This window comes from Paenibacillus sp. JT22N15 (assembly GCF_059383755.1).
In genome coordinates, this window is the sequence record NZ_JBXENV010000017.1 from 43,884 (window position 1) to 64,840 (window position 20,957).

Annotated in this window: 18 protein-coding genes and 1 pseudogene; 10 read left to right on the plus strand and 9 right to left on the minus strand. The window is 45.7% G+C overall.

What is annotated here, in order from left to right; translation table 11 throughout:
* Positions 1-179 precede the first annotated feature (179 nt).
* From AC50X8_RS27230 to sufB, 6 genes are all read left to right on the plus strand, one after another.
* The gene (locus tag AC50X8_RS27230) at positions 180-767 is read left to right on the plus strand and encodes a DUF1802 family protein (protein ID WP_494882704.1); all 588 of its coding nucleotides are present in this window, start codon (positions 180-182) and stop codon (positions 765-767) included.
* Between the two features lie 186 nt (positions 768-953).
* Positions 954-1,733: a Fe-S cluster assembly ATPase SufC gene (gene sufC, locus AC50X8_RS27235; protein WP_056039751.1), complete on the plus strand. Its 780-nt coding sequence runs from the start codon at positions 954-956 to the stop codon at positions 1,731-1,733.
* Between the two features lie 21 nt (positions 1,734-1,754).
* Entirely contained in the window at positions 1,755-3,062 is a 1,308-nt protein-coding gene (gene sufD / locus AC50X8_RS27240; protein ID WP_494882706.1) for a Fe-S cluster assembly protein SufD, read from the plus strand.
* A complete protein-coding gene (locus AC50X8_RS27245) occupies positions 3,059-4,285 on the plus strand; it encodes a cysteine desulfurase (RefSeq protein ID WP_056039755.1) in 1,227 nt (408 codons plus the stop codon). Before sufD ends, AC50X8_RS27245 begins: the two co-directional genes overlap by 4 nt.
* Positions 4,272-4,697, plus strand: a complete 426-nt coding sequence (gene sufU / locus AC50X8_RS27250) for a Fe-S cluster assembly sulfur transfer protein SufU (protein WP_056039756.1) — start codon at positions 4,272-4,274, stop codon at positions 4,695-4,697. Before AC50X8_RS27245 ends, sufU begins: the two co-directional genes overlap by 14 nt.
* A gap of 29 nt (positions 4,698-4,726) precedes the next feature.
* Positions 4,727-6,124, plus strand: coding sequence for a Fe-S cluster assembly protein SufB (gene sufB / locus AC50X8_RS27255; protein WP_056039758.1), 1,398 nt, complete (start codon positions 4,727-4,729; stop codon positions 6,122-6,124).
* 92 nt (positions 6,125-6,216) lie between these two features.
* Here sufB and AC50X8_RS27260 read toward each other — a convergent pair whose 3' ends face one another.
* Together AC50X8_RS27260 and AC50X8_RS27265 are read right to left on the minus strand one after the other, a co-directional pair.
* Complete coding sequence (locus AC50X8_RS27260) at positions 6,217-7,272, minus strand: HD-GYP domain-containing protein (protein ID WP_056039761.1); 1,056 nt, start codon at positions 7,270-7,272, stop codon at positions 6,217-6,219.
* A 206-nt stretch (positions 7,273-7,478) separates the two neighbouring features.
* Positions 7,479-8,237, minus strand: coding sequence for a molybdenum cofactor biosynthesis protein (locus AC50X8_RS27265; protein WP_099516517.1), 759 nt, complete (start codon positions 8,235-8,237; stop codon positions 7,479-7,481).
* A 134-nt stretch (positions 8,238-8,371) separates the two neighbouring features.
* On the opposite strand from AC50X8_RS27265, the gene AC50X8_RS27270 reads away from it, so the two are divergent.
* The 3 genes from AC50X8_RS27270 (at position 8,372) to yfkAB (ending at position 12,316) form a co-directional block, all read left to right on the plus strand.
* Positions 8,372-9,826, plus strand: a complete 1,455-nt coding sequence (locus AC50X8_RS27270; RefSeq protein WP_494882709.1) for a bifunctional metallophosphatase/5'-nucleotidase — start codon at positions 8,372-8,374, stop codon at positions 9,824-9,826.
* 68 nt (positions 9,827-9,894) lie between these two features.
* Complete coding sequence (locus AC50X8_RS27275; protein WP_056039766.1) at positions 9,895-11,019, plus strand: HD-GYP domain-containing protein; 1,125 nt, start codon at positions 9,895-9,897, stop codon at positions 11,017-11,019.
* 133 nt (positions 11,020-11,152) lie between these two features.
* Positions 11,153-12,316, plus strand: coding sequence for a radical SAM/CxCxxxxC motif protein YfkAB (gene yfkAB / locus AC50X8_RS27280; protein WP_081418966.1), 1,164 nt, complete (start codon positions 11,153-11,155; stop codon positions 12,314-12,316).
* Between the two features lie 1,280 nt (positions 12,317-13,596).
* On the opposite strand, the gene AC50X8_RS27285 is transcribed toward yfkAB, so the two are convergent.
* Positions 13,597-14,259 (minus strand): hypothetical protein, encoded by a 663-nt coding sequence (locus AC50X8_RS27285; RefSeq protein WP_494882804.1) that lies wholly within the window; start codon positions 14,257-14,259, stop codon positions 13,597-13,599.
* A gap of 36 nt (positions 14,260-14,295) precedes the next feature.
* Positions 14,296-14,472, minus strand: a pseudogene (locus AC50X8_RS27290) (transposase family protein); the annotation flags it as partial.
* Positions 14,473-14,822: 350 nt separating this feature from the next.
* Here AC50X8_RS27290 and AC50X8_RS27295 point away from each other — a divergent pair.
* Complete coding sequence (locus AC50X8_RS27295; protein ID WP_494882711.1) at positions 14,823-15,503, plus strand: HAD family hydrolase; 681 nt, start codon at positions 14,823-14,825, stop codon at positions 15,501-15,503.
* A gap of 82 nt (positions 15,504-15,585) precedes the next feature.
* On the opposite strand, the gene AC50X8_RS27300 is transcribed toward AC50X8_RS27295, so the two are convergent.
* Genes AC50X8_RS27300 through AC50X8_RS27320 form a run of 5 tightly spaced genes read right to left on the minus strand, consistent with a single transcriptional unit; the run spans position 15,586 to position 20,953 of the window.
* Positions 15,586-16,779 (minus strand): YheC/YheD family endospore coat-associated protein, encoded by a 1,194-nt coding sequence (locus AC50X8_RS27300; protein ID WP_063892628.1) that lies wholly within the window; start codon positions 16,777-16,779, stop codon positions 15,586-15,588.
* Entirely contained in the window at positions 16,736-17,239 is a 504-nt protein-coding gene (locus tag AC50X8_RS27305; protein WP_155973386.1) for a GNAT family N-acetyltransferase, read from the minus strand. The genes AC50X8_RS27300 and AC50X8_RS27305 overlap by 44 nt, the downstream gene beginning before the upstream one ends.
* Positions 17,239-18,393, minus strand: a complete 1,155-nt coding sequence (locus AC50X8_RS27310; RefSeq protein WP_056039771.1) for a YheC/YheD family endospore coat-associated protein — start codon at positions 18,391-18,393, stop codon at positions 17,239-17,241. Before AC50X8_RS27310 ends, AC50X8_RS27305 begins: the two co-directional genes overlap by 1 nt.
* Positions 18,393-19,769, minus strand: a complete 1,377-nt coding sequence (locus AC50X8_RS27315; protein WP_056039773.1) for a YheC/YheD family endospore coat-associated protein — start codon at positions 19,767-19,769, stop codon at positions 18,393-18,395. Before AC50X8_RS27315 ends, AC50X8_RS27310 begins: the two co-directional genes overlap by 1 nt.
* Positions 19,766-20,953, minus strand: coding sequence for a YheC/YheD family endospore coat-associated protein (locus tag AC50X8_RS27320; RefSeq protein ID WP_494882713.1), 1,188 nt, complete (start codon positions 20,951-20,953; stop codon positions 19,766-19,768). Before AC50X8_RS27320 ends, AC50X8_RS27315 begins: the two co-directional genes overlap by 4 nt.
* Positions 20,954-20,957: the final 4 nt, after the last annotated feature.

The following is a 20,957-nucleotide window of genomic DNA, read 5'->3' on the forward strand; positions in this document are numbered from 1 at the left end:
TTATTTCGACTTGGAATACCTACAAATGATAACAAATGATATAATGTTACGTAAAGTAGGCAAGGTTTTTGTCCGCTTAGGAGCTGCGCGGAAATTTACGGTACTTTATTTCGTTGCAGTCTCTAAGCTCGAAAGGCAACGAGGGGCTAGGCGGATCTGCTGGAGTGGAGGAATTTGGCATGAATAACAGCATGATGCGGGAGCCGGTCGCTCTGAAGGAGTGGGCCGTAACCGTTAACGCATTGCGTGATGGCGAGCTTATTATGGTTTTGCGCAAAGGCGGAATCGAAGAGGAAACACGTGATTTTCAATTGGTAAGCAAAGGCTTCTACTTAATGCCCGCATATGAGCATCAGAAGGAGCATCTGCTTAAGGCGCCGTATCAAGGCCGAATCGAAAGGATAATGGAAGGCTGGTCGCCTGATATGGACAGCATTACGCTTGGCGCCTATGCGGAGGCCGTTCATGATATCGAGATCAACGATCAGGAAACGCTTGACCGGCTGCGGGAATTTCACATTTGGACGGATAAATTTTCCGAAGAAAGGCTAAAATGGAAGCGGACGAAGCCGCTGCATTTGCTTCTGCTCCGCGTGTACCGTCTTGCAGCGCCTGCTGAGCTTGAGATGTTCCCAGCCTATACCGGCTGCAAATCTTGGATAAAGCTTGAAAGTGATCTATCAGAGGCAGCAATGGTTCCTGTTCTTTCTGATGAAGAATTCGCGTCGCAAGTTGCCCAAATTCAAGCTGCGCTGAATCAGGAATAGAGATTAAGCCCGATTTATGGCGGTTTCTTGCACATTGAGTGGTCTCGGCGTTGCTTTATAACAAAACTTATAATAAAATGATTATTGAGAAGACATTGAGAATAATATTGAATCACATTATAATAGAAGCATTTTTGATTATAGGTGATTAGGTAAATAGACCAACCATGGAGGGATCAGCATATTATGGCAACGCATTTTGTCATTGATGGCCTGAAAGCGGCTATCGAAGGAAAAGAGATTTTGAAAGGCATTAACCTTGAAATCAAAGGCGGAGAAATCCACGCGATTATGGGACCAAACGGTACTGGTAAAAGTACGCTTGCTTCCGCTCTAATGGGCCACCCGAAATATGAAGTGACAGAAGGCAGCGCATTTTTGGATGGAGAAGACCTGCTTGAAATGGATGTAGATGAGAGAGCACGCGCTGGCCTGTTCCTTGCTATGCAATATCCGAGCGAAATTCCTGGCGTAACGAATTCCGATTTCTTGCGCAGTGCGATTAACGCTCGTCGTGAGGAAGGCAGCGAGATTTCCCTCATTAAATTTATTCGCCAAATGGAAGGCAAAATGAAAGCTTTGGAAATGAACCCTGAGTTCGCACATCGTTATCTGAACGAAGGCTTCTCCGGCGGCGAGAAGAAGCGTAACGAGATTTTGCAAATGACGCTGCTTGATCCGAAAATCGTCGTACTTGACGAGATTGACTCGGGTCTTGACATCGATGCCCTGAAAATCGTATCCAAAGGCGTTAACGAAATGCGCTCCGAAGATCGCGGTTTCCTTATCATTACTCACTATCAGCGTTTGCTGAACTATATTACACCTGATTTTGTACACGTTATGATGCAAGGTCGCATTGTGAAATCCGGTGGTCCGGAACTTGCTGAGCGTTTGGAAAATGAAGGTTATGACTGGGTTAAAGAAGAACTGGGCATCGTGGACGAAACGGTTGGCCAGGCCTAAGCGGAGAAAGGGGTATAACGGATGAGTACACAACTATCGACTCCGACGGACCGCCAATCTGCAGAAGCTTTGTCCCGTAGCAAAAACGAGCCTAATTGGCTGGTAGATTTGCGCGGCGAAGCGGCTGAGCTTGCTGGTACATTAGAATGGCCAAAGCCGGAGAAAGTCAAAATTGAACGCTGGAACCTGACAGCTGTAGGCAGCTACGATCAGGTAGCTCCAGCAAATGCATTAACCGATTTGCCAGAAGTTGTACGTGAATTGGTTGCTGAAGGTACTGAAAACCTCGTTATTCAGCAAAATTCGAGCCCGGTATGGACGCAGCTATCTGCTGAACTGGCAGCAAAGGGCGTTATTTTTACCGATTTGGAGACAGCTTGCAAGGAGCATGGCGATCTTGTTAAGCCGTACCTGTTCCAAGCTGTTGCCAAGGATGAAGACAAATTAACAGCTTTGCATGCTGCATTATGGAATGGTGGCGTATTCGTATACGTTCCTCGCAATGTAGAGGTGGAAATTCCACTGCAGGCTATTCTATTTAATACAAAAGCAGAGGCCTCCTTTGCACCGCATATCGTGATCGTAGCGGAAAGCAACAGCCGCGTTACGTATGTCGATTATGTCGTTACTGAACCAGGCGCTGTTACGGAGCCTTTCGTTTACCACTCGGTAGTCGAAGTTTATGTAAAAGCAGGCGCTCACGTTCGTTTCGGCTCCATCCATCATCTTGGTGGCAGCGGAGTGGACCTCACAGTTCGCCGTGCTATCATTGATAACGATGGTGTAATGGAGTGGGTACTTGGCGATTTGAGCGATGGCTCTACGCTGTCGGACACGAAGTCCGTGCTGAAAGGCAACGGTTCGCAATCGGATGCTAAAGTAATCAGCATTGGCAAAAACGCTCAGCAAATGAGCTTGACGACGCAGGCTGTACATTTCGGCCTTCGCTCAGACAGCAACATGGTTACGCGTGCAGTTATGAAGGATTCTGCTTCGGCGATTATTAACGGTATCACTAAAATCGAGAAGGGCGCTACGAAAGCTAATGGTGTTCAAACCGAAAAAGTGTTGATGCTGAGCCCGAAAGCACGCGGTGACGCGAATCCGATTTTGCTAATTGATGAAGATGATGTTACTGCAGGCCATGCAGCGAGTGTTGGGCAAGTTAACCCTGAGCAGGTTTACTATCTAATGTCCCGCGGTATTAGCAAGCAGAATGCGGAACGCCTTGTAATCTACGGCTTCCTTGCTCCTGTTGTTTCTGAAATTCCGATTGATGCGGTACGCGAACAGCTTGAGAAATTGCTCGTGCGGAAGCTCGAAGGATGAATATAGCAGCAATTCGGGAGCAGTTCCCGATTCTGCATCAAGAGATAAACGGGCATCCGCTCGTTTATCTGGACAGCGCGGCATCTTCCCAGAAGCCGCGCTCCGTCATTGATGCGATTAATCGCTATTACGAGAAGGACCACTCCAATGTGCATAGAGGTGTTCATACGCTTGGTTCGCGGGCGACTGACGCTTATGAGGGCGCAAGGGAGAAAGTGGCTTCTTTTCTGAATGCGGCACTGCCGGAAGAAATTATTTTTACGCGGGGTACGACAACCGCGCTGAATTTGGTTGCTTCAAGCTATGCAAGAAATACATGTAAACCTGGCGATGAAATCGTTATTACGCAAATGGAGCATCACAGCAATCTCATCCCGTGGCAGCAGGTTGCGAAAGCAACTGGCGCGACGCTGAAATATATTCCGCTTCAGCCAGATGGTTCATTCACGCTAGCCGATGCTGAGCTGACGATTACAGCGAATACGAAGGTCGTTGCGATGACTTATGTATCGAATGTGCTGGGCATCGTCAACCCCATTAAGGAAGTTGCGGCTATTGCACATCGCAATGGCGCCGTAATGGTCGTCGATGGCGCGCAAAGCACGCCGCATATGCGTGTTGACGTTCGTGATTTGGATTGTGACTTTTATGCTTTCTCGGGCCATAAAATGTGCGGCCCGACGGGAATTGGCGCCTTGTATGGCAAGAAGGCGCTGCTCTCGAAGATGGAGCCGATTGAGTTCGGCGGAGAAATGATCGACTATGTTGACTTATATGAGTCAACATGGAAGGACATTCCGTACCGCTTCGAAGGCGGGACGCCGATTATTGCGAACGCCGTAGGGCTGGGCGCAGCAATCGATTTTCTGCAAGAGGTTGGCATGGATGAGATTGACAAGCACCAGCGTCAACTGGCAGCATATGCTTATGACCGCTTGTCAGAGCTTGAAGGGGTCACAATTTATGGCCCTAAGGCAGATCGTGCGGGTCTCGTTACGTTCAATCTGGGCGATGTGCATCCACATGATGTGGCGACAGTTCTTGATTCGGAGGGCATTGCTGTCCGGGCCGGACATCATTGCTGCCAGCCGCTTATGCGTTTTTTGAACGTTTCTTCGACAGCAAGAGCAAGCTTTTATTTATATAATACCGAGCAGGACGTTGATCAGCTTATTGCTGGACTGCTCAAAACAAAGGAGTTCTTCGGTCATGCAATTGGATGATTTATACCGTAGAGTCATCATGGATCACTATAAAAATCCACGCAACCATGGAACATTGGAAGCCGATGCCGTCACGATTAAACTGAACAATCCGACCTGCGGCGACAGCATTGCGCTCCAGCTTCAAGTGGAGAACGGTCTAGTCACGGACGCGAAGTTTAGTGGAGAAGGCTGCTCCATCAGCTTGAGCTCCGCCTCCATGATGACGGAAGTCGTTAAAGGCAAAACATTCGATCAGGCGCTGGAGCTAGCGGATAAATTTTCTGCGCTAATGAAAGGCGAACCAGTCGAATTTGAAGATTATGAGGACATTGAGGCGCTGTCTGGTGTCAACAAGTTTCCAGCCCGCATCAAATGTGCCACCCTTTCGTGGAACGCTTTGCGTAAAGGTATCGAACAACAGCACGAGTAACATCATTATGAAAGAGGAGAGTGAATACGATGGCTAAAACAATGCCGGAAATGGAAGAGTATAAGTATGGTTTCCGCGATGAGCATAAGTCGATTTTCCAATCAGGAAAAGGCTTGACGCCTGAAATCGTTCGCACTATTTCGGAAATGAAGGGCGAGCCGGAATGGATGCTCGATTTTCGTCTGAAATCACTGGAGCAGTTCAACAAAATGCCAATGCCTAATTGGGGCGGCAATATGGATGATCTGGATTTCAATGATATTCAGTATTATGTAAAACCTTCTGAGAAGCAAGGCAAGACGTGGGAAGAGGTTCCTGCTGAAATTAAAGAAACGTTCGACAAGCTCGGTATTCCTGAAGCGGAACAAAAGTTTCTTGCTGGTGTATCTGCACAATATGAATCCGAGGTTGTTTATCACAGCATGCAAGAGGATCTGGAAAAGCAAGGCGTATTGTTCACTGATATGGATACGGCGCTTCGTGAACATCCTGAAATCGTGCGTGAGTATTTCAGCACAATCATCCCACCGAATGATAATAAATTCGCTGCTTTGAATAGTGCGGTTTGGTCTGGTGGCAGCTTTATTTACGTACCAAAAGGCGTAAAATGCGAAATTCCGCTGCAAGCCTATTTCCGGATTAACTCCGAAAACATGGGACAATTTGAGCGTACGCTTATCGTTGCTGACGAAGATAGCTTCGTTCACTACGTTGAAGGCTGTACAGCTCCAGTTTACAGCACAAACTCGCTGCACAGTGCGGTCGTTGAAATCTTGGTTAAGAAAAATGCCCGCGTTCGTTATACGACGATTCAAAACTGGGCTCCAAACATTTTCAACCTCGTTACAAAACGTGCAGTTGCTGATGAAAACGCGACAATGGAATGGGTAGATGGCAACATCGGCTCCAAATTGACGATGAAATATCCGGCTGTTGTGCTTCGTGGCCGCGGTGCGAAAGGTATGGTATTATCAATCGCAGTAGCCGGTAAAAACCAACACCAGGATGCAGGCGCGAAAATGATTCACCTTGCTCCAGATACGACGTCGACGATTGTTTCCAAGTCGATCAGTAAGCATGGCGGTAAAGTAACGTACCGCGGTCTTGCTTCATTCGGTCGTAATTCGGATGGTGCGAAATCTAACATTAAATGTGATACATTGATTTTGGATAATGAATCCACTTCGGATACAATTCCATACAATGAGATCATGAACGATAACATCACTTTGGAGCATGAAGCTACAGTATCCAAAGTTTCCGAGGATCAATTGTTCTATCTGATGAGCCGTGGCTTGTCGGAAGCGGAAGCAACACAAATGATCGTTATGGGCTTTATCGAGCCATTCACGAAAGAGCTGCCGATGGAATATGCGGTAGAAATGAACCGTCTTATCAAGTTTGAGATGGAAGGTTCTATCGGTTAAGCATACAAGCTTGACGATTTAGACGGATAAACGGCAAAAATGCCTGTTCCCTCACTGGTTGCTTTCAATCAGCTAAGGGAACAGGCATTTTGTTATACGAAAATTTCTTTGATTTTGAGATGGCGTTCAACAGTCAAATCTATAAATTCATGATTAATTTGCAGCAACGGCCTGAAAAATTCGGTTGGATGAGTCATGACAATAATACCTGTCTCACCAGTTTCCAAATAAGCTTTTTTTCCAATGAAGTTGGGGATCATATGCTTTATGAATGTATGTGCAATATGTGGATCCAGCTCTCTGAAGCTCAGCTTATAAAGTTCCTTCAATACATAAAATAAATCGCGTTTTTTCTGATAAACCCGTTCGGAAATCATAGCGCTGTAAATATCGACAACTGAAATAAGCTTAGAAACAGGCTCAATTTGGTCGCCATTAAGACCTTTCGGATAACCGCTGCCGTCATTACGCTCATGATGCTCCAACGCACTTAAGGCTATGTAGCGTTCATCAAAGGATTTTTTTATAATGTCATAGCCATATGTCGTATGGTTTTTGATTTCATCGAACTCTTCCTTTGTAAGCTTGCCGGGCTTGTTAAGAATGGATTCAGGAATTTGACTTTTTCCGATATCATGAAGGAATCCGGCTTTACCAATTTGCACCGATTTTTTTACGGAGTAGCCGAGCCAGGTAGCCAGATAATAGGCCAGCATGCCCACTTGTACGGAGTGTTGGTACGTGTAGTCGTCTTTCGTGTTAAGCAGCAGCAGCATAGATACGACGTCTCGCTCCATGTTAAGATGCTTAATCAGTGGCTGGAAGGCATCCTCGACTTCTTGCTCATCAATGGTCTGGTCCTCGCTTGCTTTGGCAAAAAGATTATGAAAGCCTTGAATCGCATTATCATAATCCGGTTGTACAGAAGGAAGCCACTTGGGACTAACGGTTTGCTCCAATGTGCGATCCGGTAAATTAACAATAGGGACAGATTCGACTTCAACATAATCGATTTGATGTTGAAGCAGCTTTGATATTTCTTTATTTTCCAGCAAGGTGCCTTTAGAAAGCACATGCAGACCGTATCCATTAAAGGTATCTTTTAATAAACGGTCTCCCGTTTTTAAATCAGTTACGTGAACCTTCATCGCTGCACCTCTATTGAATAGTTGATCACTTAAGTAGTATAGTAGCAATGATTTGAGGGTATGGCAATATGAGGAACTTTAATTTGAGTCTAAATACCCACCAATTTCGACAAAAAACGCTCTTTTTTTATCTTGATAATGTTTTAAGTAGTCTTAAGACCTATTTTTCACGCTTTTGAATGGAAATATTTGATAAGCGTTTTATTTTAGGCTTCATCTGGAGAGTTTGCTAACGGTGTATCAGGATTCCAAGGGCCAAGCTGATGGCCTTTCCATTCTGAACCATCCTCCCAAATTTCTTTTTTCCAGATCGGAACAATTTGCTTCAATCGTTCGATCGCGTACCGGCTGGCGTCATAACAGCTAGCGCGATGCGGCGAAGAAATAGCAATGACTACACTAGTCTCTGCGATGTCGACAATGCCAAGCCGATGTGTAATGGCACACAATGTTCCTGGCCATTGCTGTTCAAGTTCATCACCGATTTGCTTCATCATTTTAACAGCCATCGGTTCATAAGCTTCATATTCCAAGCGAATGGTACGCTGCCCTTGCGTCCACTCTCGCGTCGTTCCGACAAAAGCAATGGAAGCACCATGCCCCGGAACAATAACTTTGGCTAAAACCTCCTCTGTCGTAATTTTCTCATTAGTTAGCATGTACAATTGTTCTAGAGGAGATTTTTGTTCATCTTCATTAGAGTGTTCAGCTTGTCCTCCCGAAACGGGGGGGAGAAGCGCAAGCTCATCAGTGGCGTTTACGATGCTGTCTGCTTGAGCGTAAGCGTGGTTGCAGGCAAGAAAAGAGATGCTTAAAATATCAACTTGCTCGGGATACGAAGCAATCAAGTGCTTCTTCAGCTCTGCCACCGTCATATTTTGCTCAGCAGTCTCTATAATAAGAGAACGCACACCAAAGCGCTCTGACAAACCTGCAAATAAATCAATTTTCCATTGCGTAATCATGTTATTTAACCTCACGTAATGATATAGATGTACTATAACAGCATACCATAATCTATAGAAAAATGTTATGCTAAAGAGACAGCCTAAGACAGTTAGGCGGACGTTTATAACTTTTAAATTTAGAGGAGGCAGGCATGGATTCCAAACCACGATTAGAGCAAAATATTGTTATTTTACACACCAATGATATTCATAGTCGCTTGGAAAATGCTGCACGAATTGCTTCCTATATAGCTGATCAACGTCGCGTTCACGGTAAGGACAACTTGTTAGTCCTCGATATCGGCGACCATATGGACAGAATGAGAAGTGAAACAGAAGGCAGTGACGGCATGGTGAATGTTGCACTGCTTAATGAAGCAGGTTATGATGCGGTAACTATTGGAAATAATGAAGGGCTAACGTATTCCAAGGAAAGACTGGCCGAATTATATGGCCAACATGCCAAATTTGCCGTTTTAGGGGCGAATATGTTGGATGCGGCAACGAACAAGCAACCGCCGTGGCTACTGCCTCATATTATTGTAAATAAAGGCCATATAAAAATTGGTTTAATTGGTGTTACGGCAAATTTTACGGATTTTTATGTTTTGCTCGGTTGGAATGCGACGGACCCTTTCGAGGCAATTCAAAAACAAGTAGAGCAATTGCGTGAAGAAGTGGATTTGATCATCGTGTTGTCCCATCTAGGGCTGGCGAATGATGAGCGGATAGCGCAAGAATTGACAGGTGTTGACCTGGTATTAGGTGCTCATACCCATCATTTGCTTGAGGAAGCACTGCAAGTAAAACATACTTCGATTTGTGCAGCTGGGAAATTTGGCGAGCATATTGGGCGTATCGAAATTACACTGGGGACTGCTGCTGCCAAACCGCAAGTAAAGGCGGCTTGTGTACCGACTGCTGCTTTTGAGGAACAACCGGAAGCTGAAGCTATTATTGCAAAATATAAAGAAGAAGGGCTCGCACGACTCAATCGTACAGTCGCATGTATTGATGAGCCTCTTTCGACGGCTATTGCGCGAGAATCGCCGCTCGCCAATTTGCTTGCAGCAGGTCTAAAGAGACATACTGCAGCAGAAATCGCGATTGTAAATACCGGACAATTGCTAGGCGGCTTGCAGCAGGGAGAAGTGACAGCTGGACAGTTGCATGCGTTATGCCCGTCTCCAATAAACCCTTGCAAAATGCAGCTTACTGGCAGGCATATCAAGGAGGCTCTTGAGCAATCCCTTCTGCCGGAGTATATGGATAAGCGAATTAAAGGTTATGGGTTTCGCGGCGAAGTATTAGGAACACTTGCAGTAGACGGTCTCCAAATTATTTTTGATTCCGAGCGGCCTCCGCTGGACCGAATTGTTAAGATATTGGTCAATGGACAAACTCTAATGGAAGATAAATGGTATAATGTAGCTTCCATTGACATGTTCACGTTCCATATCGGCTATTTGTCATTAGGACAAGGAGTCAATATAGATTATTTTTTGCCGGAATTTATTCGAGACGTATTGGCTGAAGCATTGAAAGAACAGGCAAATATTGTGGATTGCAAGCTGCTTAGGTGGAATAATATAGCATCAACGATATAACATTTTTATTAATTTTATCCGATGTATTAATTAAGAAGAAACCACTCAGTCAAGGAAGGATCGAGAAAATGCGTTTGATGCCTATAACAAAGACTCAGCCCGGCATGCGATTGGCCAAAAAGATTTTCTCACATGATGGTTTAGTGCTGTTAGGGGAAAATGTTGAGCTGACCAGTCGGCTTATTACCCGGCTCAAACAATGTGGAATACAGTATATATATATTCTTGATCCGAAAACCGATGATATTATGATGCCAGAGATCATTCGCGAGGAAACGCTGCTAGTTGCCTTAAAGGAAATCCGTACAAATTTTCGTGATATGATGGATCGACCAAAGCGTAAAAAAGGCGTTACGTATCCGTATATTGGCCAAACCTTCAAACAAATGATGAATTTGATTATTGATGATTTGTCCGCCCATAAGGATGCGATGATTATGCTGATGAATATGGGAACGGTAGATCATTATTTATATCAGCATTCTTTAAATGTGTGCGTCTACACGACCATTCTTGGCATAGCCTACAATTATTCACATGAAGAACTAATGACTCTCGGGATGGGGGCGCTGCTTCATGATATTGGAAAAACACAAATTCCAATTGATGTCCTTCAAAAGCCAGGAGCTTTAACTCCAGATGAATTCATCATGATGAAAAATCACGCTCGTTTTGGCTTTGAGCTATTAAAGGATGAGCCCAATCTGCCGCTAATTGTGGCTCATTGTGCCTATCAGCATCATGAACGGCTGGATGGCAGCGGATATCCAAGAGGAATCAAAGGCAATGAAATCCATGAGTATGCAAAGTGGATCGGGTTAGTTGATTCATATGACGCTATGACGACTAATCGGATTTACCGCGCCCCGATGCTACCGCATCATGCTATTGAGCTTCTGTATGCAGGAACTGGAACCTTATACGAACAGCATATGGTACAATTATTTCGAGATAAGGTAGCCATTTATCCTATTGGTATTACAGTGAAAATCAATACAGGCGAATCAGGTGTAGTAGTGGATTTTAATCATGCCTATCCACATCGACCGATTATTCGTATATTAAGCAACGAGGTTGGGGAAGATCTCGCTGTGCCCTATGAAATCGACATGTCGAAGCAGCTAAGCATTATGATTATAAGCGTAAATGATGAACAAAATGATTTGCCTGTACTATCAGCTAAAAATGGGTAATAGCATGAGGAGCCTGCTACTTGGGGCTCTTTATTCTTTTTCATGTCTATTTTATTGCTTCTTTCGGATTCGAACATTACAATGGTACTAGAAATTATACAATCGAAAGATGCAGAAATCAGGTGTTGATAAAATGAATACATTGAATGCTATAGTAACAAATCCATTAGCTATGAGTGGCAGCCTCAAGGCTTTGCCGCAGCTAACCCCAGTTAACGACCCATGGGATCCTATTCGTTCAATCCAGAAGTTCGGCAAGCACCAATTGACGAGCGTGGAAATGACGATTTCAAACTTATGCAATATGCGCTGCGAGCATTGCGCGGTTGGCGATACGCTAGTTATGTCGGAGCCAGCCAAATTGCCTTTAAAGGATATGCTCAAACGATTGGATGAAGTTGAACATTTGCAGACGATAAGCATTACTGGCGGAGAGCCCTCCTATTCGGCTAAAACGGTCAAGGAATATATGCTGCCGCTGCTTCAATATGCCAGAGATCGTGGTGTTCGTTCCCAAATCAACTCTAATGTAACTTTACCATTCAGTCGCTACGAGGCGATTATTCCTTATTTGGATGTCATGCACATTTCATTTAACTATACGAATGCGGATGATTTTCACCAAGTAGGCTTTGCTAAAGCTGGTCATCATGTTTCCTACGAAGCTTCGGTTAAGCTGTATGAACGAATGATTGAGAATGCACGTCTTTTAAGCAAAGCAGGCGTATTAGTATCTGCAGAGTCCATGATTAATTTCCGCACACATGATAAAATCGATGAAATTCACCGACTCATTGTAGAAATGGGCTGCGAGCGTCATGAAGTGCATCCTATGTATCCAAGTTCATTTGCTAAAGATTTGCCGGTCATCACTCGTTTGCAAATGCGACAAGCCATTGAGCGGTTATTGGATAACCGCGACCCGTCAGTTTGGATGTTGTTTGGAACGCTGCCTTTTTATCAGTGCAGCAATCATGCAGAGGAACGTGCGCTGCTTAGCCGTCTGGCCGCTGAGCCAAATGTCACAGTACGCAATGACCCAGATGGACGGAACCGTCTAAACGTCAATTTATTTACGGGAGAAGTATTCGTCACCGACTTTTCAGATGTTCCATCATTTGGAAACATAGCGAGCTCTAAGCTAGATGACTTGTTCACAAAATGGCTGGATCATCCGTTAGCACAAGACGTAAACTGCTATTGCCCTGCTGCCTCTTGCTGTGGCCCCAACTTACTGGTAAAAGACATGTACTACAAAGAAGTAGATTTCCACCAACGCACGGCCCGCTTCGATTAAAGCTGCTATGAATAAAAAACGAACAAAAATGACTGACACCCTTTTGCGTGTGCCAGTCATTTTTGCGTGCTTGCACATAAATATAGGAAATATTAATGTTTGCAAAAGCTCTGATTTTTGGATGATGCCTTCACTATAAATTTTGCTTTAGCCCATTATCCCCTTAGCTCAGAAAAACGACCACTAAACCTATAGCCTTATAGAGCGCAGAACATAAGCGCAGAACATAGAGCGCAGAACATAGAGCATGAGCATGTAGCGTAGAACCTAGAGTGTAAACATGTAGCGTAGAACCTAGAGTGTGAACATAGAGCGCAGAACATAGAGCGCAGAACCTAGAACGCAGAACATAGAGCGCAGAACCTAGAACGCAGAACATAGAGCGCAGAACCTAGAACGCAGAACATAGAGCGCAGAACATAGAACGCAGAACATAGAACGCAGAACATAGAGCGCAGAACATAGAGCGCAGAACATAGAACGCAGAACATAGAACGCAGAACCTAGAGCGCAGAACATAGAGCGCAGAACATAGAGCGCAGAACATAGAACGCAGAACATAGAGCGTAGAACCTAGAGCATGAACATAGAGCGTAGAACCAAGAGTGTGAACATGTAGCGTAGAATCTAGAGTGTGAACATAGAGCGTAGAACATAGAGCATGAACGTGTAGCGTAGAACCAAGAGTGTGAACATAGAGCGTTAAACTAGAGCATGAACAAAGGGTGTAGATCAAGATCGTGGACGTAGAACATCGAGCATGGACCATAGAACGTAGAACATTAGCCCATCCAAGCATCGATTGATAAATCAATAGATTATAAAATATCGTAGAAAAATAGAAAAAGCTCGAAAGCTCGTGCTTTGGGAGTTCCGAACTTTTGGAATGGAAGTGCTACTGAGGAGAGGAACTGTTTTGTTTTTTCAGAGGAAGTAGGATGAATTGAACTTATTGTCAATGCAAACCTTGAATTAATAAAGGGGAATGCTAAAGAATAGTACTAGTGAAGACAAAAATTTAATAGAAAACTTGTGCCAAAATCTAATATTTTATTGGGTCAGAGAGAGACTGAATAACTAAACTCAAAACATCTGTGTAATATTTGATTGCGAGAAAAGACAAATTCAATCTTTTATTGGTGATATTGAAGTTTCAAGAATTCAAAAACATTGAGAAAGAGTGGGCCCTAACAAAAAGGTGTAATTGGTTAGACTGTGATTGCAATTTTTAAAGAGGAACTGATTTATGGTTATAGTATAATATGAAAAAATTGGAGAGTTTACTGTGCCAGTGGCAATAGGGCGTTTTTTGATAAGGGTCTGCCCAAGCATAATGATGTAAGTTCGTGCAAGAGAGAATGCGGGTCTAGGCTCGGATGATTCAGGAAAAAGCAAAGGTAGTTCAGATAAGACTGCAAATGAGTAGCGCCAATTCCCTTAAAGCAAGCATTTAATTTAATGATGGAACGTTTATATTGTGATCTAAGTAATCTCGAATCTGCCATACGGTACAATGGCTGAATAATTATATTATTAACGTATGAATCGCTAACGCAGTTGCGAGCAAAAGCAGCTACACCTGAACGTAATAAGCATCTTTCATTCAAATGAGCAGATGGGATAACTTTGAACTTAAAGTATGAAGCAGAGCAAAAGCTGGAAGAGCAGGCTATAATAATTGAACGCTCTTTAGGTGAGTCATGATTGGATGAATGTTGCTTTCTAGCATATAACTCCACTGCAGCTTTAATAACACCAGATAACTTTTCATGTTCATCGGCTTGGCTTATAAATTGGCGAATTTTGTGGAGCATGCCCCAGGCTGTTTTATAAGTTACATGTAGAGTTATTGATATTTGAACAGCGTTAATCTGAAATTGGTGCAGGGAGATTAGAAATAACACAAGCAACCATTTGCGCAATGGTGTTCGGCTTTTTGCCATGAGAGTTCCAGCTGTTAGTGTCGTCTGATGACGGCAGGAATAGCATTGATATAAATCAGAGAATCGCGAAGTGATCCTATAGGCTGCATGGTGATTGCAACGAGGGCAGCGAAAACCTTCCGGCCATTTAATACTATAGAAAAAAGAATAGCATGCTTCGTTAGTGGAAAAGCAACTATCGAACTTTGCAATAGACTCAGAAATGGCAGGCATTGCTAACACCTCATTCCGATGGGAACTTATGTTCTTATTTTATCGAAATGATGATAGGAAGTCAATTAGTTAGGATGGTAGATGGAAAAAATTTTCTGAGCTAAGGGGATAATGCCTGTAAGCAACAAAAACAGCAGAGTCTCTCTAGGACAGAGCCGCTTTCTTGAATGACTCTAAGTTTGAAATATAACCATTACTTGATGCGGCGTTATAGTTTTTTAAAAGGGTTTAGAAAGAGTCAGAGGTATGGTGTGTTTAGGCAGCAGAGTAAGGGCCTAACGCGTTGGTACTTGCGGGGGCTCAGCATAATTAGTATGATAAGGACACATAATTCGAGGAGGCACTTACATATGGCGGGGGAGAAATGGACGAAGCCGGAAGCGGTTATTTTTGATATGGATGGAACGTTGTTTGAGACGGATACACTGTTAGTATCTGTTCACGAGCGGTTGTTTCAAACGCTGCGTGAAGAAGGTCTGTATAATCAGCCAACACCGCCTATTGAGCGGCTGCTCAGCTGCCTTGGCATGTTGCTGGAAGATATTTGGCGTAAAGTTATGCCTGACGTTTCAGATGCGGCTCATAGACGCGCTGACGAGCTGATGCTGCGTTATGAGCTGGAACAGCTGGAAGCAGGGGAAGGCAGATTGTATCCTCAAGCGGAAGAAGTGCTGAGAAAGCTTAAGGAGCAAGGCATCAAGCTGTTCGTAGCCAGCAACGGGCTGGAAGAATATGTGCGTGGTGTGGCTCGCTACAAGGGCATTTACGATTTGTTTGACGGATTGTATAGTGCAGGGGAGTACCAAACGGCGACGAAAGTAGATTTGGTTGCTCAATTATTGAAAGATCATCAAATTGCATCGGCATGGATGGTTGGGGACCGTTCTTCTGATGTGGAGGCGGGAAAAGCAAACGGGCTTAAAGTAATTGGCTGCGCTTATGCAAGCTATGGACGAGATACCGAACTTGCTGGAGCAGATGTGCTGATTGCCAAGTTGCCGGATATCGTAGAGCTGTTGGCTGAGGCTTAAACGAATTGTAATAATAAGAACCTGGTTATGATGGCGTCTCGTAGATGACGTCACACAGCCAGGTTCTTTTTTATGTGAATCATTAGGCGGAATCGGTCGAGGATTTGCTTAAGCCATCCATATGGGTCAAGCTGCTGCTGCTGTTGTTGGTATTTGTAATGGTATTTTTGGCTTTTCCAGTTTTTTTCTGCCGATAAAGCCATAGGGCATATTCTAAAGGTTTAATAATCGCCTGTTTGTAAGCCTCTTTCTCGCCCGCTTGGGCGAATACTTCCCTTGCTGGTTTGGGATTGACTTCAAGCAGCCAGATTTGGCCCTTGCGGTCAATAGCCAGATCGAGAGCAAGCTCACAAAGCTGTCCATAAACCTGCTCGAGATGTTTGGCGACATTAATACTGAACTGTTCGGCGTCCGCTTCGATCTCTTTAACGAGTGAGGCATCGCTTACCCATTGCTGCAGCAGTTCATTCATGGGAACAGCATGGCCTCCTCCGTGAAGGTTGGAGGTTACGCTGCCGAGAGGTCCTACTCTGCCCGCGCAGCCTGTTACGCTCCAAGCGCCTTCCCCGTTTTTTTGGACGAGCATGCGGTAATCATGCACGCGTCCGCTCGGAAGCTTGAGGTGGATGCCCTGCTGGGCTATATAACGGGTACCTTTTAAATCCCATGCGGATAAATAGCCGCTTAAGGAGGCGGCGTTTATTTTTTGCGGGCTAATAATTCGTCTTGCTTGATCGCGGCCTTGAATGAGAAGGTTTCCGCTTTGTTTTCGCTCAATGCGCAAAATGCCTCTGCCACCTGTGCCGTTAATCGGTTTAAGGTAAATAAGCGGATGTTTGCGCAGCATCTCGGATACGACTTGGGCATTTTCTGCAATGCGTGCTGCAGGAAGATAGCTTTTAAATCGGGCGTCCTTTATCAATGTTCGATGTATCGTCCATTTGTTGCGAAGCGGACGGTTGAGGAAGTTGAGATGGCTATAGCGGGATCGGAATTGCAGCAGTTGATCGAACCGATAAGTACGTTGAATGCGGCAGCGGTCAAAAATCATGTGCGGAAACGAGGTCCATTTTCGCGACCATTTTTTGGATGTTTCATTATAAATTAACGCATGAATGCGATTTTGTTTGTAGTTGACATCTTGAGGGGTGAAAATAATAATGTCGAGACCCAGCTTGCGGCCAGCAGTTGTCATTTTACGGTAAATATCCCGTTCTTCAAGCATACCGTTCTCATTGAGGTATAACGTCAATATTCCGAGTACAGGCTGCGTCATTAAAAGTTCTCCTTTCAAAACGGAGCGTCGGCTTGCCGGTCGGTCCGGTGAACATAGATACCGCGCTCATTCCAATGCGGAAGCATAGTGCCATGCTCGGAATGTTGTCGACCGCAACATGACAGGTTAATTGGCCCAATCTGCTAATTAGACTCCGAGCGACAGTCGTTCCGACGCCAAGCTCGCGGGCTTCTGGATGGACGACGAAAAAGCATTCCTGCTTGCTGCCATTTGTTGCGAAGCCCACGCCAAGTAAACGTGAGCCTTGCCTGGCGATTGAAACGGCCGCCTCGGAATATGCAGCATCAACTGATGGGACGAGTTGGGCAGAATTCAAGGCGCGAAAGGCTTGAATGGAGGCAGCTGTCAATCTCTTATCGCTATACTGAACAGCAAAATCAGCCAGTCGATTGCGATAGCAGTTCCATTGTTTCGGAGTGAGCAGCTGCACTTCCATCATTACACGCCTCCTGCCTTGCCAGCTTTTTTATTTGTTAAATATAAGCCGTATTGAAAAATGCGCTCAAGCGATTTTTGACGGATATGAGGTTCGTCGAATTTCATTGGCTTGGAATTGGCCTCGAAAAACCAAACGCTGCCCAAGCTGTCTATTCCAAGGTCCATCGACATCTCGCCAAGCGTTTGCCCAGAGCCGCGCTCGATCTGCCTCGCTATCAGCAAGGCGGTACGTTTAGCTTTCAGAAGTATTCTACGCGCCTGCTCTGCATTAAAAGAACTAATGAGCAGTTTCTCCGGATCTTCAATCATTCCGCCGCGAGGTACATGAGTCGTAATGCTCGAGGAGCCGGCGACCCTTGCGCCGATTCCTGTCATTTCCCATCTGCCGTCCCCGTTCTTCTGGACAAGGGCACGGAGGTCGAAGCGGCGGTCATTGAAGGAAGCAAGCTGGATACCCTGCTGAGCGATATAGGCCTCGCCTGAGCTTTGCTTTTGGATGCGGCTCCACAGCTTCGTTATCGTGGCGCAATTATAGGTAGCACTTTTGCGCTCTTCCTGGATTTTTAAACGATAGGGCAGCTGCTTCTCGGCTTTAAGGGTAATCGTCATAATGCCTTTGCCTGCTTTGCCGCTCTCTGGCTTCAAATATAAAAAGGAATGTTTTTGCATCATTTTGCCCAGCCCGTTGAGAGACATTAACTTGCGAGTCAAAGGGATGTAAGGCTTAGTCGTTTTGGATTGGCGAAGCCATTCGAATAAATGCCACTTGTTGAAAAAAAAGGGGTTGAATAATGTCACTCTGGGATCTTTAATGCAGGCATTGATTTTGTTTTTGACGGCTGGCAGCAGCTCATCCTCCCGTTGAGGGATACGATTATAAATAATGTCCGGAAAAGGGAGCAGGCGCTGCTGCCATATTTCCTGCTGTTCGTCAAAAATGAAGCCCTTCAGACTGGTCCGGCTTAAAAATAGATTTTTGGCAGTGAGCACGTAAACGATAAAGCCCTGCTGCCGGCCGACACGGATTAAATCAGCAAAATTGCTGCGGTTGCCGCGAAAAAGTTGAATATCATCCTCTATAGTCAAAATAGCGAGTACGGGCCTTCCGGCCCGGATCTCCGCTGTTGATTCCTGTTCTTTAACCAGCTGCTCCATCAGCTGTCACCCCCTTGGAACTTGCTGAGGTACAGGCAATGTTCAATGATATAATCCAGTGAGGCGCGACCTTCCGATTTTAAGGAAGGATGCTTGAAAATAGAGCGGCCAGGTTTGGCATTAGCTTCAAACATCCATATCTCGCTATTTTTATCGATACCGATATCAAGCCCCAGCTCGCCAAGACGGTGCGGATAGTTGCGTTCAATGGCTTCCGAAAGGTTGATGGCTACCTGCTTCGCTTTGTCGAGCACATCGGCAGCCTCGCTGCCGAAGGTCCGGCTTAGCGCCTGCTGCGGCGTCATGAGGGAGCCGCCGTTTTTGACGTGGGTAGTGACGCTGCCCCGCCCGGCTTTTTTTGCGCCAATTCCTGCGGGCACCCATTCGTTCTGGCCGTTTTTATGCATATGAAAACGGAAATCAAGCGGACAGCCGTCAATTTCGGCGAGCCGTATTCCCTGTTGGACGACATAGTTATTTAACGAGCTGCCGTGGCGCGCATGCAGCATGCGGATCATGCTCTGGAAGTTCGTAAAGCGCAGCAGCACATTTTGATTCCCTTTGCGGTACCTTGCGAAATAGCCCCGCTTAGGGTGATAGGTCAAGCGATAAATGCCAATGCCAAGGCTTCCGGCTGTAGGCTTGAAATATAAGAAATGATGCTCTTCCAGCATCTCCTTGATTTTCTCCGGCGTAGGGCCTGACACCGATTCAGGCAAATGCTGCAGGGCCTCTGGGTCTTTATCGAGCAGCTTGTAGACATCCGATTTATTGAAGAAGCTCCAATTGAAAAACGGGATTTTCTTCCTTACAAACCGCTCGCGCAGCGAGTTGATCATGGTCGAGGTTTCCGCTTTGCGGCTGGGAAGCCGATTGTAGACAACGTCAGGAAGCGGAACCGTTTTGCGATACCAGTTGCCTTGGGCGGTCAAAAAGTAGCCATTGACGGTTTCCTGCTGCCAGTTGATGTCGTTTGGCGTAAAGCCAAACAAATATGCTTTGCGCTCTCCCGACCGGATGACTTGCTTAATGAAGCCGGTTCTTGCGCCAAATGGCGCACTATCGGAGGAAGGGGATCCAATATCGCTTAAGATACCGACCAAGGGCCCCAGCTGGATTTCATTATTTTCGGATTGAAGCAAATAAATATTGCCAGTCTTCGGTACTTTGATAGACTGGCGGACACCCGCCGATAAATACAGATGGTTGCCTTGGCGCTTGACTGGGCGGATGGCAGCTGTAATGACTTCTCTGCCTAGCTTGAGGAGCATCGTTTTTTTGCCTGACAGCTTCAGTTCTTTAAGAAGCGGACTGGACAGATAGACGACTCGATCGGTTTGTTGGGAAAAGTGTACGTTGCAAGTTGTCAAACTCATGGAAGAACCTCCTGAACGTTGTCATACCGAGAACGGTCTAATACGGGTGATGGAGTAATTAACGGCGTATGGAGACGGCGGGCCAGCATTTGGGCATAGCCTATTGGCCGCTCAAGAGATTGTGCAGCACATCTCTCAAGGCCAAGTCGCCTAAACGCCGATCTTCCTGGTCTGGAGTTCGCTTCCAGAAGCCATAATCGTCTGCCCTGCTCAATGCCAAAATCAAGTCCAAGCTCAGCTAGTCTGCCGAAGCGCTGTTCAAGCTGCTCGGCTGCATACAGGCTTATTTCGTGAATTTGCTTCAATAAAAGATCATTTATGGCTTCACCGTATTCCGCTATAAGCAGTTCCTTCGCAGATCTGACCCCGCCTCCTCCGTGGAGGTTGGAGGTGATCGAGCCGCTCTGTCCGCAGCGGGCTGCAAGGCCCGTTACTTGCCAGCGTCCATGCGCATCTTTCTGTACCAAAGCCCTTATATCGAAAGGTTCGCCTGTTTTTAGCTGTAGCTGCAAATACGGCTGAATAATGTAGCTGGCATTTCCGATAAACTGGGCTAGCCATTGCTCCAGCTCTTTCAAGCTAAGGAGCTGCTTCTGAAAAGGTAAATTGCTTTTGCTGCGTCCTGAAACGGTCCAATACCCTTCGGTATGCCGCCTGAGCAGCAAGGCGCCTTTGCCCTGCATGCCTGAAGCGGGCTTGAGAAACAGCCCTGCGCCTGGAGCTGAAAGACGGCTGCGCAGCATAGCGCCATGGCTATAACGCTGGGTAGTAGGCAGAAGCGGCTCGATACGCTCATCGCTCGCCAGCGCTTCGTAAACCTCCCATTTGGACGGGAGGCTGCCGTTCAAAATGATATGCGGCTTGCACGCTGCAATAGCTTGCAGGGCGCTGCGACAAGCAAGCTGCTCTTCCGTGTTTTTGCAGAAGCGCCGATCGTAAATAATATCGGGCAGCTTGCAGAGGCCCTTCTCCCATCTTTGATTCAGATAGCGATAGCCCTGGAGCTGACCGTTAACTTCATTAAATTCGCAGGGAGAAAAGACGTAAAAATCAATTTTTTTCCTTCTAGCGGTTTCCGCAAGCTGCTTGTAAAAGGCGGGCTCTGGAAGCCGCGGCTCCTCCTGCGTGGCATGCATCTCAATGGAAGCAACATATAATCCGATCGTCATGCCTTCTGCTGTCATAGGC